Origin of the sequence: Apibacter adventoris (assembly GCF_002964965.1) — a bacterium.
GTDB classification, from domain to species: Bacteria; Bacteroidota; Bacteroidia; order Flavobacteriales; family Weeksellaceae; genus Apibacter; species Apibacter adventoris.
Map to the genome: position 1 here is coordinate 51,277 of NZ_PSZN01000018.1, position 18,911 is coordinate 70,187.

Below are 18,911 nucleotides of genomic sequence, written 5' to 3' on the forward strand. Positions count from 1 at the left end.
GTTTAGATCCTCTAATACTATGTATTGAGGATCTAAGCCTATTTGTGTTTTAAAAAGATTTTTAATTTATTATATGAGTAAATCATTGGCGTCAAAAACTCAAAACCCTAAGAGATTTAGTTTTTCTCACTCAAAAGGACAAATTGAATTTCCTGATTTTCTAGACATTCAGGTTAAATCTTTTCAAGATTTTTTTCAATTAGAAACACGTCCGGATCAAAGAAAAAATGAAGGACTTTTTAAAACGTTTACTGAAAATTTCCCGATTTCAGATACGAGAAATCAGTTCGTTTTAGAATTTTTAGATTATTTTGTTGACCCTCCAAAATATTCTATAGATGAATGTATAGAAAGAGGGCTTACCTATAGTGTACCACTTAAAGCAAGACTTAAATTATATTGTACTGATCCTGAACATGAAGATTTTGAAACAGTAGTACAAGATGTATATTTAGGTCCCATTCCATATATGACACCTAGTGGGTCATTTATTATAAATGGAGCCGAAAGAGTTGTGGTATCCCAATTGCATCGTTCGCCCGGTGTATTTTTTGGACAATCATATCATGCCAATGGAGCAAAATTATATTCTTCCAGAATCATACCTTTTAAAGGTTCATGGATGGAATTTGCTACAGATATAAATGGTGTGATGTATGCATATATAGATAGAAAGAAAAAACTTCCGATGACTACATTACTTCGTGCTATTGGTTATCAAAGTGATAAAGATATATTAGAAATTTTTGATCTTGCAGAAGAAGTTAAAGTAAATAAATCGAATCTTAAAAAAATGCTAGGTCGAACTCTTGCTGCAAGAGTATTAAATACCTGGTTTGAAGATTTCGTAGATGAAGATACTGGAGAAGTTGTATCTATAGAAAGAAATGAGATCATATTAGATCGAGAAACAGTATTAGAAAAAGAACATATAGATCTTATTATTGATTCAGGTATTAAAACTATTTTAGTACACAAAGAAAATAGTAATGAGTTTTCTATTATTCATAATACATTACAAAAAGATTCTACAAACTCTGAAAAAGAGGCAGTAGAATATATTTATCGTCAATTAAGAAATGCAGATCCACCTGACGAAGAAACGGCAAGAGGTATTATTGATAAATTATTTTTCTCAGATGCACGTTATTCTTTGGGTGAAGTAGGCCGTTATAGAATTAATAAAAAGTTAGGATTAAATATTCCTGAAGATATTCAAGTATTAACAAAAGATGATATTATTGAAATTGTTAAATATCTTATAGAATTAATTAACTCTAAAGCAGAGGTAGATGATATAGATCACCTATCTAACAGACGTGTAAAAACTGTAGGAGAACAATTAGCAGGTCAATTTAGTGTAGGTTTAGCACGTATGGCACGTACTATTAAAGAAAGAATGAATGTAAGAGATAATGAAGTCTTTACTCCTATCGACCTTATCAATGCTAAAACATTAACTTCTGTTATCAATTCTTTTTTTGGTACCAATCAGTTATCTCAGTTTATGGATCAAACCAATCCTTTATCTGAAGTTACACATAAAAGACGTATGTCTGCTTTAGGACCTGGTGGATTATCTAGAGAAAGAGCAGGTTTTGAAGTACGTGACGTTCACTACACACACTATGGTAGAATTTGTCCTATTGAAACTCCAGAAGGTCCAAATATCGGGTTAATTTCTTCATTAGGTTGTTATGCGAGAATTAATGAATTAGGTTTTATGGAAACTCCTTATAGAAAAGTAGTGGATAGTAAAATCGATTTCAGTGAACAACCAAAATATCTTACAGCTGAAGAAGAAGAAGGCAAAATTATAGCTCAGGCAAATATCAATATTGATAATGATGGGAATATAACTGATGAAAGGATTGTAGCTCGTGAAGATGCTGATTACCCAGTTGTAGAGCCTAATAAAGTAGATCTAATTGATGTAGCTCCTAATCAGATTACAGGTATATCTGCATCATTAATTCCGTTCCTAGAACATGATGATGCAAACCGTGCTTTGATGGGTTCTAACATGATGCGTCAAGCAGTACCTCTTTTGAAACCTCAATCACCAATAGTTGGGACAGGTTTAGAATTCCAAGTAGCTAAAGATTCAAGAATCTTAATAAATGCTGAAGGAAACGGAATAGTTGAATATGTAGATGCAGATAAAATTGTTATCAAATACGATAGAACAGAAGAAGAAGAATTAGTAAGTTTTGATTCTGCAAGTAAAACATATAAACTAACCAAATTTAGAAAAACGAATCAAAGTACTTCTATAACTCTTAAACCTATTGTTAAAGCTGGAGATAGAGTTGAAAAAGGACAAGTATTAACTGAGGGGTATGCCACTGAAGATGGTGAATTAGCCTTAGGTAGGAATCTTTTAGTAGCATTCATGCCTTGGAAAGGTTATAATTTCGAAGATGCTATCGTTATAAATCAGAGAGCAGTAAGTGAAGATTGGTTTACTTCTATTCATATAGATGAATACACATTAGAAGTTAGAGATACAAAATTAGGAATGGAGGAACTAACCTCTGATATACCTAACGTAAGTGAAGAAGCCACTAAAGACTTAGATGAAAACGGTATGATCCGAATTGGAGCTGAGGTAAAACCCGGAGATATTTTAGTGGGTAAAATTACTCCTAAAGGAGAATCTGATCCAACGCCGGAAGAAAAATTACTTCGTGCAATCTTTGGTGATAAAGCAGGAGATGTTAAAGATGCTTCTTTAAAAGCAGAACCTTCACTTAAAGGGGTTGTAATTGACAAAAAATTATTTACCCGAAATATTAAAGATAAACGTAAAAGAGGAGATGAAAAACTAAAAATTGATCAATTAGAAGCAGAATTTAAACTTAAATTCAACGATTTAAAAAATCAATTATTAGATAAATTATACGTACTTCTTAATGGGAAAACTTCACAAGGAATTTACAATGACCTGAATGAAGAAGTTATACCTAAAGGCGTTAAATTCACTCAAAAACTTTTATCTAGTATAGATGATTACTTTAATTTAACTGGAGGTAGCTGGACACTGGATGATTCAAAAAACAATTCTATCAAAGAATTGCTTCACAATTATAAAATAAAACACAATGATCTTTTAGGATCATTAAATAGAGAAAGACACACGATTTCTGTGGGTGATGAATTACCAACAGGAATAGTGAAGTTAGCAAAAGTTTACATAGCTAAAAAACGAAAACTGAATGTAGGTGATAAAATGGCAGGACGTCACGGAAATAAAGGTATCGTAGCTCGGATTGTTCGAGATGAAGATATGCCATTCTTAGAAGATGGAACTCCCGTTGATATTGTGTTAAATCCTCTAGGGGTACCATCTCGTATGAACATAGGGCAGATCTATGAGACTATTTTAGGATGGTGTGGTAAGAAATTGGGCAAGAAATTTGCTACCCCTATTTTTGATGGAGCTACTTCAGAACAAATTGATTCTCTAACTAAAGAAGCAGGTGTTCCACAATGGGGTACTACATATTTATTTGACGGAGGTACAGGTGAAAGATTTGAGCAAAAAGCTACTGTAGGGGTAATTTATATGTTGAAATTAGGGCATATGGTGGATGATAAAATGCACGCAAGATCTATAGGCCCTTATTCTTTAATAACCCAACAACCTTTAGGTGGTAAGGCTCAATTTGGAGGACAAAGATTTGGAGAAATGGAGGTTTGGGCATTAGAAGCTTTCGGAGCATCCAATATACTTAGAGAAATCATTACTGTAAAATCAGATGATGTAATAGGTAGAGCAAAAGCCTACGAATCTATCGTAAAAGGAGAACCTATGCCAGAACCTGGTATTCCAGAATCATTCAATGTCTTTTTACATGAATTACAAGGTCTCGGATTAGATGTGAGATTAGAAGAATAATCTTCAAATTTTTATCCATAAATATTAAACTTTTTCAATTTAATTGATTATAAATAATGGCAGTTAAACAAAGAACTAGCAGATTTAGCAAAATTTCAATAGGGTTAGCTTCCCCAGAAAGTATTTTACAACAATCTAGAGGAGAGGTTTTAAAACCCGAAACAATCAATTATCGTACACATAAGCCTGAAAGAGACGGATTATTCTGTGAAAGAATTTTCGGCCCAATAAAAGACTATGAATGTGCTTGTGGTAAATATAAAAGAATCCGTTATAAAGGGATTGTTTGTGACAGATGTGGCGTAGAAGTAACAGAAAAAAAAGTAAGACGTGAACGAATCGGGCATATTAACTTAGTTGTACCCGTTGCTCATATTTGGTATTTCCGTTCTTTACCCAATAAAATAGGATATTTATTAGGTATTCCTTCTAAAAAATTAGATATGATTATCTACAATGAAAGATTTGTAGTAATTCAAGCCGGTATTGCAAAAAAATTAAATGGAGAAGAGTTAGAACCTAATGAATTTTTAACAGAAGAAGAATATTTAGACATCCTAGAAACACTACCCATTGAAAATCAACACTTAGACGATTCAGATCCAAATAAATTCGTTGCAAAAATGGGGGCTGAGTGTTTAGAGGAAATGTTAAAACGAATAGATTTAGATTCTCTTTCCTATGACTTAAGACACAGAGCTAGTACTGAATCATCTAAACAAAGAAGAACAGAAGCCTTAAAAAGATTACAAGTAGTAGAATCTTTTAGAGATGCTAATTCTAATGGTAGAATTAATCGTCCGGAATGGATGATTATGAGGGTAATTCCTGTTATCCCGCCAGACTTACGTCCTTTAGTTCCTTTAGATGGAGGGCGTTTTGCTACTTCTGATTTAAATGATTTATATAGAAGAGTTATTATAAGAAATAACCGTTTGAAAAGGCTCATAGAAATCAAAGCTCCTGAAGTAATTTTACGTAATGAAAAACGTATGCTTCAAGAAGCTGTAGATTCTCTTTTTGATAATACTAGAAAATCTTCAGCTGTAAAATCAGAATCTAACAGACCTCTAAAATCTTTATCCGATTCCTTAAAAGGAAAACAAGGACGTTTCAGACAAAATTTATTAGGTAAACGTGTAGATTATTCTGCCCGTTCAGTAATTGTTGTTGGACCTTTTTTACAACTTCATGAATGTGGTTTACCTAAAGATATGGCTGCAGAACTTTACAAACCTTTTGTAATTAGAAAATTGATTGAAAGAGGTATTGTAAAAACAGTTAAATCAGCAAAACGTATTATAGAAAGAAAAGAGCCGGTAGTATATGATATACTTGAAAATGTAATGAAAGGACATCCTGTGCTTTTAAATCGTGCTCCTACCCTACACCGTTTAGGTATACAGGCTTTCCAACCAAGAATGATAGAAGGAAAAGCCATTCGTTTACACCCTTTAGTATGTACTGCTTTCAATGCAGACTTTGATGGTGACCAGATGGCTGTACATTTACCACTAGGACCGGAAGCGATTTTAGAAGCTCAATTATTAATGTTGGCTTCTCAAAATATTTTAAATCCAGCCAATGGGTCTCCTATTCAAGTACCTTCTCAAGACATGGTTCTTGGACTATATTATATGACTAAACCTTTAGTCCCTACGGATGATATTACAGTAAAAGGTCATGGAGCTATATTTTACTCTTCTGAAGAAATTGAAATTGCTTACAATGAAAAAGCAGTAGATTTAAATGCTATCATTAAAGTAAAAACAAAAGTAAAAGAAGGAGAAGAATTAGTTGAAAAAATTATTGAAACTACTGTTGGACGAGTATTATTTAATAAAATTGTCCCTGAAAAAGTAGGATATATTAATGAAGTTTTAACTAAAAAATCTCTTAGAAATATTATTGGTAATATATTAAAAATTACAGATTTTCCTACTACTGCCAAATTCTTAGATGATATGAAAAACTTAGGATATGCTACAGCTTTCCGAGGTGGATTGTCATTTAGTTTAGCAGACATCAAAACTCCTGATGAAAAGAAAATTATGATTCAAGAAGCCAACGATCAAGTTGACGGAATTAGGAGTAATTATAACATGGGGTTAATTACCAATAATGAAAGGTATAATCAAGTAATTGATGTTTGGACGAATACAAATGCACGTTTAACAGACTTAATCATGCAAAGGATGAAAACTGATAAAGGTGGATTTAATTCTGTCTATATGATGCTTGATTCCGGAGCCCGTGGATCTAAAGAACAAATTCGTCAATTAGCCGGAATGCGAGGATTAATGGCTAAACCTCAAAAAGCAGGTTCATCAGGAGGAGAAATTATTGAAAATCCAATTATTTCAAATTTCCGTGAAGGTTTATCTATTTTAGAATATTTTATTTCTACTCACGGAGCTCGTAAAGGATTAGCAGATACCGCTTTGAAAACAGCAGATGCCGGATACTTAACCCGACGTTTAGTAGATGTTGCTCAAGATGTAATTATAAATGAAGAAGATTGTGGGACATTAAGAGGTATTGAGATTACTCCTCTAAGAAAAAATGATGAAATTGTAGAACCTTTATCAGAAAGAATCTTAGGACGTGTTTCATTACATGATGTATACCATCCGGAAACTGATGAAATATTAATAGAAGCCAATCAACTGATAACTTCTGATTTAGCAGCCCTTATAGAACAATCGGGTATTGATTCAGTAGAAGTACGCTCTCCTTTAACTTGTGAATCTAAAAAAGGAATTTGTGCAAAATGTTATGGAGTAAATTTATCTACAAATAAACTAATAAACAAAGGGGAAGCTGTAGGTGTAATTGCAGCTCAATCTATTGGAGAACCAGGTACACAGCTTACTTTGAGAACTTTCCACGTAGGAGGAACCGCAGGAAATATTGCTGAAGTAAATAGTATTATTGCTAAAAGAGATGGAAAAGTTGAATTTGATGACCTTAGAACCGTAGAAACTGAAGATGAAAATGGAAATTCCATTGACACTGTAGTTTCTCGTTCTACTGAATTTAAATTATTAAATTCAGAAGGAAATATACAAATGATTAACAATATTCCTTATGGAGCCACCTTAATGGTAAAAACAGGACAGGATGTTAAAAAAGGAGATGTCATTTGTAAATGGGATCCTTATAATGCGATCATCCTTTCAGAAACTTCTGGAAAAATCGAATACGAACAAATAGAACAAGGATCTACCTATCAGCTTGAAATTGATGAACAAACAGGATTTGAGGAAAAAGTTATTTCTGAATCTAGAAATAAAAAATTAATTCCTACCTTAAGAATCTTAGATACTAAAGGTAATGAACTAAAATCCATAAACTTACCTGTTGGAGCCCACTTAATTGTAAATGATGGTGAAAAAATTAAAGCAGGTCGAATTTTAGTGAAAATACCAAGAAGATCAGCCAAAGCAGGTGATATTACAGGAGGACTTCCTAGAGTTACTGAATTATTTGAAGCAAGAAATCCTTCAAACCCTGCTGTAGTTACAGAAATTGATGGTGTAGTAAGTTACGGAAAAATTAAACGTGGAAATAGAGAAATTGTTGTTGAATCAAAAACTGGAGAAATAAAAAGATATTTAGTAAAATTATCCAATCAGATTATGGTTCAAGAAAATGATTTTGTTCATGCCGGAGATCCTTTATCAGACGGAGCTATTACACCTAACGACATCTTAAATATCAAAGGTCCTACTGCTGTACAAGAATATTTAGTAAATGAAATACAGGAAGTTTATCGTTTACAAGGGGTAAAAATTGATGATAAACATTTTGAAATTATAGTACGCCAAATGATGACTAAGGTAGAAATTATAGATGCAGGTGATACTAAATTCCTTGAAAATAATCTTGAGCATAAAATAGACTTTATTGAAGAAAATGACCGAATTTTTGGAATGAAAGTAATTGTAGACCCTGGAGATAGTGAAGAATATAAAGCTGGACAAATTATTACAGCCCGAGAATTACGGGATGAGAATTCCAAGCTCAAACGAGAAGATAAAAAACTTGTAGAAGCCCGAGAAGCTCTACCTGCAACCGCTAGCCCTGTATTACAGGGTATTACCCGAGCATCTTTACAAACTAAATCTTTCATTTCAGCAGCTTCTTTCCAAGAAACTACTAAGGTTTTAAATGAAGCAGCTGTATCTGGAAAAGTTGATTACTTAAATGGATTGAAAGAAAATGTAATTGTTGGGCATAGAATCCCTGCAGGTACAGGTTTAACTGAATATCAAAATGTAGTTGTAGGATCAAATAAGGAATTTGAAAGATTAATTACCGAAAAAATTTAATTGAATCATGGAAAATCAAGATCAAAACCCTCAAGATCTAAATATTGAATTAACGGATGATATAGCATCAGGAGTTTTTTCTAATTTAGCTTTAATTAATCATTCTTCTACAGAATTTGTATTAGATTTTATACAGATTATGCCTGGGATACCAAAAGCTAAAGTAAAATCAAGAATTATTTTAACTCCTGAACATGCTAAAAGATTGCTATCAGCTTTAACTGATAATATTCAAAAGTATGAACAGCAATTTGGGAATGTAAAAGACGAAACTTATCATTTAAATTTCGGAACTAAAGGACAAGCTTAATAAATCGTAATAACTATTAAATTAATATAAAAACCAGGTAATCACACCTGGTTTTTTATTTTATATATATTTATTGCCAAAATAATTATTAATTCGATTTTATCCTACCTTCTCATTATTAGATACAATATTTATCGATTATACATTTTATTCATTATTTTTATGGATTATTAAAAAAAATAACTTATATTTGAAGCGATAAATTAATGTATTAAATATGAGAATAAACAGAAATGTCTTAGGTTTTTCGTTTATCCTCTTGAGTACTATTTTATGTGCTCAAGTTAAAACGATTACCGGAAAAGTGACTAATAGTAATGGTAAACCTCTAAGTGATGTTTCCTTATCTATTGAGGGTGGTAAAACAGTCTATACCAATGAAGAAGGAGAATTTACTTTGAATGCCGAGACTGGTCAAACTGTGGAAGTTATTTCTTTAGACGATGAAACCACGAGTTTTGTTGTAGGTACTCAAGATTTTTATAATTTAACTCTTAAACCTGTAAATACCTCCACAAAAGAAACAGAAATAGAAGGAGTTGTAATTACTGCTCTAGGTATAAAAAGGGAAAAAAAAGCTCTGACATATTCGACTACAGAGGTAAAGGGTGAGGATATAAATACACTTCCTACAAATAATTTTGCAAATAATTTATCTGGTAAAGTAGCTGGGCTTCAAATCAAAAACTCAGGTAATTTTGGAGGATCCACAAATATTCAATTAAGAGGAACTAGAAGTATTATAGGAAACAATCAGGCTTTAATTGTAGTAGATGGAGTTCCTATTAGCAATGCCAATATTAATAACAGTAATCAAGCTCAAGGAGGGACAGGTTATGACTTTGGTAATGCTGCTTCTGATATTGATCCTAATGATATTGAATCTATAAATGTATTAAAAGGAGCTGCAGCTACAGCCTTATATGGTAGTTTAGCCTCTAATGGAGCCATCATGATTACTACTAAGAAGGGGAAAAAAAATCAGGGATTGGGGATTGAATTAAATACTACAGTATCAACTGGCTTTATAGATAAAAGCACTTTTATTAAATATCAAAAAAAGTATGGTCAAGGGTATGGCCCTTTTTATGGATCTAAATCTAACGAATATTTTAACAGTAATAATGGAAATCCTGAAATTCCTTTTACTGAAGATGCTTCTTATGGTGCTGCTTTTGATCCCAATTTAATGGTATATCATTGGGATTCATGGTTAGATAATCCTGATGGAGTTTTGAAACCCTGGACATCAGCAAAAAATGATCCTATCAAATTCTTCAATAATCCTGTATCTTTTGTGAATAGTATTTCTTTAACAGGAAGTACCGAAAATTCCACATATAAATTTTCTTACACAAATAATAATGAAACAGGTCTATTACCAAATAGTAGTTTAAATCGAAATACTCTAAATGGGAATTTTACTCATAACTTTGCAGATAATTTTGTTGCTACAGCTTTTATAACTTATTCACGTCAAAATACTAAAGGAAGAAATGTTACAGGTTATTCCGGAAATATTATTTCTGGATTCAGACAATGGTGGCCTGTCAATGTAGACATTAAACGTTTAGAATATGCTTACAACAAAACAGGAACTAATTATACTTGGAACTGGAGTGATGGCGTAAATTCCAATCCTGCTTATTGGGATAATCCATATTGGTCAAGATATAAAAATTATGAAACGGATACAAGAGATAGGTTACTAACCGGAATTAATTTATCTTATGATGTTACTAAAGATTTCAACATTTTGGGGAGAGTAGCTATAGATAAAACAAATGATAGAATTGAAGAAAGATTAGCTGAGGGATCAATTGCTACAAGTTTTGGTATAAAGCATAATAGAGAAAAATCTGGATATCAATTATACACCAGAGATTATATGCAACAAACTTATGATTTGATTGCTACTTTACAAAAAGACATATCTGAAAAAGTAAATATAAGAGTTTTAGGAGGTGGCTCATTTCTTCAATATGATACAAAATCATATCAAGGATCTACTTTAGGAGGATTATTAGTTCCAGGATTATATTCTCTCGGAAATAGTGTATCCTATATTGCACCAATAGAATCTGAACTGAAAAAACAAAAATCTGGACTTTATGGGCAAGCAACTATAACTTTATTAAATCAATTGTATTTAGATGGATCTTACAGATATGACCAATCCACAGCCTTGCCTAAACACAATAGAGGGTATGATTATTTTTCTGGAGGATTAAGTTGGACTTTTTCAAGCCTTTTAAAAAGTTCAGTTATAAATTTTGCTAAAATAAGAGGTAGTTACGCAGAAGTAGGTGCAGATCCTGAATCAACTGATGCTAGTCTAGGATATTACTATAATAATGGCAGTTTATATGGTGTGCCTTACTATGGAATTTCTGACAATACTTCTTCCAAACAAGTAGCTTTTAATTTTGATGATTTAAAACCCGAAAGAACCAAAAGTTGGGAAGGTGGATTGGAAATGCAATTTTTAAATAATAGAATCGGATTTGATATATCTCTTTATAAGACTACAACTAAAGACCAATTTAATTACCTTCAAATTCCTACAGCAACTTATTATTATAGAAAATTTATGAATATAGGAAAAGTTGAAAATAAAGGAATTGAATTGGCTTTAAATTTAACCCCTATAAAATTTTCAAATTTTAAATGGGATATTAATATTAACTGGGCCAATAACAAAAATAAACTAGTAGCTTTACAACCCGGAACCGATAAATTAGTTTTAGGTTCTTATCAAAGTGGTGTAACTATAGCTGCTGTTGTAGGAAAATCTTTAGGAGTAATTATTGGATCTGATTACGTATATGATAAAAATGGAAACCCGGTAATTGATAGTAGAGAAAATACCCCAGACGGAAATAAAAATCCAAATTATGGTTATTATTTAAAAAATGAATCACAAGTAATAGGTAATACACAACCCAAGTGGACGGGAGGAATTACGAATAGATTTACATACAAAAATTTTTCTTTAAGTATCTTAATAGATGTGAAACATGGAGGTAGTGTCTATTCCTTAGACCAAGCTTATGGTCAAGAAACCGGGTTAACCAAAAATACAGCTGGAATAAATGATCTTGGAAATCCCGTTAGAAATCCTATATCTGAAGGTGGAGGAATTATATTTGATGGAGTAAAACTTGATGGAACTCGTAATGATATTCGTTTAGATGCTAGCGAATCAGGTAAGGCTTTTGCTCATGATGTAAAACCAAATAAAGCTTATATATATAACGCAGGCTATATTAAATTAAGAGAAGTATCTTTGTCTTATGTAATGCCTAATAAAATATTTGACGGAACTTTTATTAAATCTATGACTTTTGGAATAATAGGGGGAAATTTATGGATCATTCAAAAAAATCTTCCTAATGCAGATCCTGAATCAGGTTTGGGCTCGGGTAATTTACAAGGTTTTCAATCGGGAGTAATGCCTACAACTCGTACAATTTCATTTAATGTTAAAGTTAAATTTTAAACTATAAAATTTATGAAAAAAATAATTCTAATACTATTTGCAATTTGCCTAACAAATAGTTGTGTTAATGATTCTGAAGATTATCATGAAGATCAAAAAAAACCTTATCAAATTCCTTCTCAGTACTTATTTTCTCAAGCTGAAAAAAGCTTAGTTGATAAATTAGTGACTCCTAATTTTAATCGAAATGTTTTCAGGTTTTTACAACAATATTGGACAGAAACAACTTATTATACTGAAGTGAAATATGATTTTGAGAATCGAAAAGTTACACAAAATTTCTGGAATGGTTTATATTTAGATGTATTAGGCAATTTGAATGATAGCAAAAAAATTATTGAAGCCGAGCAACCTAAAATTACTGCTACTGCAAATGAAATAACTTCATTTAATAAAATAAAAATTAATAAACTGGCTATAATAGAATTATTAAATGTTTATACCTATCAAATTTTAGTAGATACTTATGGTAATATCCCTTATAGCGATGCAGGATTTCCTTTTGAAAAAACTAATCCTAAATATGATGATGCTGAAACTATTTACAATGATTTAATAACAAGAACAGAAAAAGCTGTAGATAATTTGGACATCTCTGAAGCCAGTTTTGGAAAAGCTGATTTTCTTTATGGAGGTAATACTACTAAATGGAAAAAATTTGGCAATTCTCTTCTTATTAAATTAGGAATAGCTTTAGCTGACCAAAATCTTACTTTATCTACACAAGCTGTAAACAAAGGTTTTTTAGGAGGTGCAATATTAAATAATGATGATAACGCTCAATTTAAATATGATTCTAATTCTCCAAATTTTAATCCCTTATATGAAAATTTAGTTGCAAGTAATAGAAATGATTTTGTTGCAGCAGATACATTTGTTGATTATTTGAATAAATTAAATGACCCTAGAAGATATGTTTATTTCCAATTATATAATGAAAAAGATAAAAATGGAAATATTATTTCCAGCTACTATAAAGGAGGAAAATTTGGCTCACCTGGAAATACAATAAGAAATTCATCTAAAATTGGATTATTTGCCTATACTGCCACAACTCCGGGAATATTATTTGAAGCTAGTGAGATTAATTTTTATTTAGCTGAAGCTGCTGCTAGAAATAGTGGTTATATTGTAACCGGAGCAGAAAATTATTACAATAATGCTATTACAGCTTCTTTTGAATTTTGGAATGTACCTTTAGGTAATTATTTAAGTACAGTTCCTTACAATGCTTCAAATTGGAAAGAATCTATAGGAATGCAAGCTTGGATTGCCTTATATAACCGAATTGAATCTTGGAACACAAAAAGAAGACTGGATTATCCTATTTTACACGTATCCTCTTCTTCTGTTTTATCTGAGGTTCCAGTACGTTTTAGATATCCAATAGATGAAAGAACTGTTAATTCTGCTAATTATTCTCAAGCTGCAATTGCTATAGGAAAAGATGATTATGATACTAAAATATTTTGGGACAAATACTAAAAAACTATATACTTAGTTAATTTTATATAGAAAAAAGGAAGCTCTGTTATTTACAGAGCTTTCCTTATTATAAAAACAGTAATATCTTTTTTAAACATTTAAATTTGAATAAGTAAATTTTCTTAGTCTATCTAAATATTAAGTTATCTAAGCTTATCTCTATCTTAATTTGTTATTAAACCTTTATTAATTAAACACAGGAAACAGAAAATAATATTAATAATAAAAAACACATAAATAAACTTTTATCTGTACATATTTTTTATCTTTAAAAAATTTAAACAGATTCTGTTGCTTAAATAATATATTTTTATTTATATTCTAGCAAAATCTGAATTTCTTTAGTATATTTTTCTAATTTTTTCTTTCCATCCAAAGAATCTAAAGAAATTAAAAAGCTAAACTGACTTGCTTTTGCACCACAATTTTCTACTAATTGAGCACATGCAGCAGCAGTTCCTCCTGTAGCTAATATATCATCATGTATCAATACTCTTTGATTAGGTTTGATATGATTTTTTTTTATTTCTATTTCGGCTGATCCATACTCCAACTCATACTCTTGAGATATAACCGGAGGTGGTAATTTACCAGCTTTACGAATTAATACAAACGGAATGTTAAGCTCTTTTGCTATTTGGGTACCAAACAAAAAACCTCGACTTTCGATTCCACATACTACATCTATCTTACCTTTACTAAACTCTGCAAATGATTTTATAATTTTAGTACATAAATCAGGATTTAAAAATATGGGAGTTATATCTTTATAATGAATTCCTGCTTTAGGAAAATCCTGAATCTTATCTATACATGAGTCAATTTTCTTACTTAATTCTTTCATTAAACTATTTTTTTAATATATATTAAAAATCTATTTCCAAGTGTCTTCTTTGATTTCTTTAGTTTCAGTATCTGTAATAAACCAATTATCCTTGTCTTTTTTTAATATAAAATTTTGTTTTAATGTTTTAACTTTTCCATTTTGATCTTTAATTTGATACAACGCAAAAATTGTTATTTTATCTCTAGAAGTATTTATTACCTCTGTCGTAAGCAAATTGGTAGCTTCAACTGTTCCAAATCCATTAGAAGTAGAAGCAAATTTCTCTTCAGTATCCCACTTAGGATTTTTAGTTAAACTATAAGCTTTAGAATAATTTTTATTGCCAATATTTTGAATAAAACTTTTAACATTATCTACACTAACCTGATTGTTTATTTCATCTTCCACAGAGTTTGTTACTTCTTTGGTTTTACTTAAATCTATAGGTATAGCTTTCAATTTACCATACAGATACTTTTCTCCAGCATTTGCTTTTATCTCTACATCTACCCTAGCATCAGACACTTTATTTTTATCAAACATATTATAAGGAATTTTAATTCCTTTTTTTAATGAAGGATTTCCTGCTTCTGATGAGGTTATTGTTTTTTTGGTAACATAAACTACTGTCCCATTATTTATAAATGAAATAGATAGTGACAAAGGCAAGTTATCATAAGTTATTGAATTTCCTTCTTCATCTACTAATTCAGGATATAAATAAAAACCATCATTATTTTCCACATTATTACTTACAGGAGAAAAATGTAAATTTATTTTAGTAGCAGCTTCTATTTGTTTTAATTTTTCTTCCTCTAAAGTCATAGATTTAAGCTCTTCATCAAAAACAGAACTATCTAAGGTATTCATAGATGTACTAGACCAAGAAATTTTATTTTCTTTGGCAACCTCTTCTGCAATATCGAAAATCTGATCTGCATTTTTTCCATTTAATAGTTCATATAACTCTTCCCAACGTTTAGTTTCATCTGTTCCCTCTGTCCTGAACTTATAAATTAATTTTATTGCTTCTTGTATTTTATCTTGTTGTAATATTGTCAATTTGGATGAAATTGACTCTATACTTTTATTAAAATTATCTTTAGACGAACCATCTACTGTTGTATATTCTTTTTTACATGAAATAAAAAAGAAAAATAAAACTAATACTAATCCAAATCCTTTTTTCATAAATTATCAATTCTTTTTACTGTAAAAATACATTAAATATTTTTTATGATATATCCTGAAATTTTTAAAGTTTCTATATCATTATAAGTTACCTCCTTTTGAGAAGCAGTATCTATTATTTTTAACCCGGCATATTTAGCTATAGCATGCCCCCCAGCAATGTCCCAAAAATTAACAGGACTTAATCTGGCATATTCATTAGCTTTACCTTCGACAACCCACCCTATTTTTATAGCACTTCCCATTTGAATCATTTGTACTTCTTCATGTTCTCTCTCTAATTTTCGAAAATACTCTTGGTCTAAATTACTGAAATGTGAACGACTCGTTAAAAATATATAGGGATTTAACGCAGGTTTTACAGGCAACTGAATAGAATTTTTCATTATTTCTTCTACTATATTTTCGCTATCTAAAAGAGAATATAAATCTTCATATACTCCTTTCCATTTAAAACTTCCAATTCCTTCTGCAGCAAAATAAAATATATTCATAGAGGGAGCTGCTAATACTCCTAACAAAGATGTTTCCTTTGTTAATAAACCAATGGATATACAATATTCATCTGTTTTATTTACATATTCTTTGGTTCCGTCTATAGGATCTATACACCAATATCTTTTCCAATTTTTACGTTTTTCTAATGTATCTTTTTCACTCTCTTCACTTAAAATAGGAATATCTGTAGGTAAAATATAACTGGTAATAATTTCATTAGCTTTTAAATCCCCTGTAGTGACAGGAGATTCATCTTCTTTTAAAGATACTGTAAAACCTTGTTCATAAATTTTTAGTACTTCTCGTGATGATTCTATAGCTGCTTTTATTGCTATATTTAATAAATTAATCATTAGTAAGTAGAGTTAGTAGATTTATTTTCTGATAAAGCTTTTGCTGAGGAAGTTCCTATTCTTTTTACTCCCATTTCAATCATTTTTACTGCTTCATCATATGTACGAACTCCTCCTGCAGCTTTTACTTGTAAAGGTTTGGAATATTTTAGCATAATTTCTATAGCATGAAATGTAGCTCCGTTGGGTTTTCCATCTTCTGTCTTATAAAAACCTGTAGAAGATTTCACAAATATATTCTGAAAATCGATGGGTTTAAAGTTTTCCTGAGCCCAAGATGAAAAATAAGTACAAATTGTTTGTATTTGCTCATCTGAAAGGGCTGCTATTTCTATAATCCATTTAACAACTTTCCCTTTATTTAATCCTAAAGTAGTTCCTTCAATAAATTCTTTTTTCACTATTTCTATTTCACCTTTTTTAAAGACCTCATAATTAACAACATAATCCAATTCATCCACACCGTCTTCTATTGCTTTTTTAGCTTCAGTCAATTTGTCTTTTATAGAATAAGTTCCCTCATGAAATCCGATTACTGTACCTACTTTTACTTCTGAACCAAATTTTGTAATTATTTCTTTAATTCTTTTAACATAATTAGGACGAATCATTACTAAATAAAAATGATTATTGATGGCTTCTTCAGTAATTTTTCTGGCTTCCTCAAAATTTTGTTCTTCAGTTAAATTACTTTGAGATGGTAATTTAAGGTAAGTAGAATCTAAATATTTTTTAATATTCATAATCAATTATAATTTTATTATTTAATTTATGGCTTAATTTGTCGTGAAATACTTTGTTCTAATGAAATTATGGTTTCGGTCCTTTCAATTCCTTTAATTTCTTGAATACCATTTCTTAAAACGCTCATCAAGTGATCATTATCCTTACATAGTATTTTTATAAATATTGTGTAATTCCCGGTAGTAAAATAAGCTTCAATAATTTCAGGAATTTTTAGCATATCATTTATTGCATCTTTATAATAGACAGATTTTTCAAGGAAAACACCTACATAAGCAGTGGTTTTATATCCTAAAGCTTTATAATTTAATAATGTAACTGTATCTCCAATAATATTTGCATTTTCTAATTTTTTTATCCTTTGATGTATAGCTGTGGAAGAAACCCCTACTTGTTTGGCTATTTTTGAAATTGAAGTTTTTGAGTTTTCCATTAGAGCTTCTAAAATAATTTTATCAATTCCATCTAACTCTACGGTATGTAAATTTGATACTCTCACTTTTTTGTACAAAATTACAAATACTATTTTAATGTATGAACATTATAAAAATCATCTTTTACTCTTTATTTTTTTCAAAATATGAAGTAAAAAATCTTTTTTTTTTCGTTTAAGTAACAATATTTTAATTTTGACATCTTACTCAAATTAAGTACCTTTGGCTTCTTAAAAATCGAGATATATTCCATGCAGGACAATATGCTAAATCATCCTTTGTTAATTACTATTTTTGTAATTTCCATTCTTGTAATGTTAATTTTAGATTTAGGAGTTCTTAATAAAAAATCTCATATTATTTCTAATAAGGAGGCTGCAATTTGGTCTGTAGTATGGATTTCTTTATCAATGTTATTTAGCATTGTAATATATTTAGTATTTAAAAATTCTGACGGACAAAAGTTTGCTCTTGAAAAATTTTCTCAATTTCAGTCAGCATACTGGATAGAAAAAGCTTTATCTGTAGATAATTTATTTGTTTTTATTATGGTTTTTGGTTTTTTCAAAATACCTAAAGAATATCAACATAAAATTTTATTTTGGGGAATTTTAGGCGCTTTACTTTTTCGCGCTATCTTTATATTTTTAGGGGTAGGTTTAATTAATAAAACTTATCTTCCGCCTTTTTCAATCGGAGATTTTCATTTTGTTCTCAATCCTAAAAATGCAGAACATGCTAATTATAACGAATTTTTATTTTTTAGACCTAATATTATTTTAACATTATTTGGGTTTTTCTTGATTTATGCAGGAATTCATTCATGGTTTTCAAAAGATGATAAAGCCGATGATGAAAAAAAAGACTTAAACGAAAGTGTAGGGGCTCGTTTTGTAAAACGTTTTTTCAAAGTTACTCCAGAACTTGATGAAAGTAAGTTTTTTACAGTAAAAAACGGTTTAAAAATGGCTACTCCGTTATTTACATCTTTAGTTATTATAGAATTTACAGATCTAATATTTGCTGTTGATTCTATTCCTGCTATTTTTGCTGTAGCTCCTAATGATCCATTTATATTATATACTTCAAATATTTTTGCTATTTTAGGGTTACGTTCTCTTTATTTTTTACTGGCAAATTTCATGTATATGTTTAGTAAATTAAAGTATGGATTGGCCATTATCTTATCTTTTATTGGTATTAAAATGCTTATATCTCCGTTTTACCATATTTCATCTATAACCTCTTTAATTATTGTGGCCGGTGTATTGGTATTATCTGTAGTTGCATCATTAATATCTCCTAAAAAAAATAAAAATTAAATAAACTTTTAAATATTTAT

The 18,911-nt window shown here is 30.2% G+C and carries 11 protein-coding genes; 6 read left to right on the top strand and 5 right to left on the bottom strand.

Annotated elements, in window-relative coordinates; all coding sequences use genetic code 11:
• Window positions 1-73 precede the first annotated feature (73 nt).
• From rpoB to C4S76_RS07185, 5 genes are all read left to right on the top strand, one after another.
• Window positions 74-3,898, top strand: coding sequence for a DNA-directed RNA polymerase subunit beta (gene rpoB / locus C4S76_RS07165; protein WP_105193789.1), 3,825 nt, complete (start codon window positions 74-76; stop codon window positions 3,896-3,898).
• Window positions 3,899-3,954: 56 nt separating this feature from the next.
• Complete coding sequence (rpoC, locus tag C4S76_RS07170) at window positions 3,955-8,229, top strand: DNA-directed RNA polymerase subunit beta' (RefSeq protein WP_105193790.1); 4,275 nt, start codon at window positions 3,955-3,957, stop codon at window positions 8,227-8,229.
• A 7-nt stretch (window positions 8,230-8,236) separates the two neighbouring features.
• Window positions 8,237-8,539 (top strand): DUF3467 domain-containing protein, encoded by a 303-nt coding sequence (locus C4S76_RS07175; RefSeq protein WP_105193791.1) that lies wholly within the window; start codon window positions 8,237-8,239, stop codon window positions 8,537-8,539.
• A 217-nt stretch (window positions 8,540-8,756) separates the two neighbouring features.
• Window positions 8,757-12,038, top strand: coding sequence for a SusC/RagA family TonB-linked outer membrane protein (locus C4S76_RS07180; protein WP_105193792.1), 3,282 nt, complete (start codon window positions 8,757-8,759; stop codon window positions 12,036-12,038).
• 12 nt (window positions 12,039-12,050) lie between these two features.
• Entirely contained in the window at window positions 12,051-13,523 is a 1,473-nt protein-coding gene (locus C4S76_RS07185; protein ID WP_105193793.1) for a SusD/RagB family nutrient-binding outer membrane lipoprotein, read from the top strand.
• A gap of 310 nt (window positions 13,524-13,833) precedes the next feature.
• On the opposite strand, the gene C4S76_RS07190 is transcribed toward C4S76_RS07185, so the two are convergent.
• Genes C4S76_RS07190 through C4S76_RS07210 form a run of 5 tightly spaced genes read right to left on the bottom strand, consistent with a single transcriptional unit; the run spans window position 13,834 to window position 17,634 of the window.
• A complete protein-coding gene (locus C4S76_RS07190; protein WP_105193794.1) occupies window positions 13,834-14,367 on the bottom strand; it encodes an adenine phosphoribosyltransferase in 534 nt (177 codons plus the stop codon).
• Between the two features lie 30 nt (window positions 14,368-14,397).
• Entirely contained in the window at window positions 14,398-15,540 is a 1,143-nt protein-coding gene (locus tag C4S76_RS07195; RefSeq protein ID WP_105193795.1) for a hypothetical protein, read from the bottom strand.
• Between the two features lie 32 nt (window positions 15,541-15,572).
• Window positions 15,573-16,391, bottom strand: a complete 819-nt coding sequence (locus C4S76_RS07200; protein ID WP_105193796.1) for a 3'(2'),5'-bisphosphate nucleotidase CysQ family protein — start codon at window positions 16,389-16,391, stop codon at window positions 15,573-15,575.
• Window positions 16,391-17,137, bottom strand: a complete 747-nt coding sequence (gene deoC / locus C4S76_RS07205; protein ID WP_105193890.1) for a deoxyribose-phosphate aldolase — start codon at window positions 17,135-17,137, stop codon at window positions 16,391-16,393. Before deoC ends, C4S76_RS07200 begins: the two co-directional genes overlap by 1 nt.
• Before the next feature lie 23 nt (window positions 17,138-17,160).
• A complete protein-coding gene (locus C4S76_RS07210) occupies window positions 17,161-17,634 on the bottom strand; it encodes an Lrp/AsnC ligand binding domain-containing protein (protein WP_105193797.1) in 474 nt (157 codons plus the stop codon).
• A 186-nt stretch (window positions 17,635-17,820) separates the two neighbouring features.
• Between C4S76_RS07210 and C4S76_RS07215 the strand changes: the two genes are divergently transcribed.
• Entirely contained in the window at window positions 17,821-18,891 is a 1,071-nt protein-coding gene (locus tag C4S76_RS07215) for a TerC family protein (RefSeq protein ID WP_105193798.1), read from the top strand.
• Window positions 18,892-18,911: the final 20 nt, after the last annotated feature.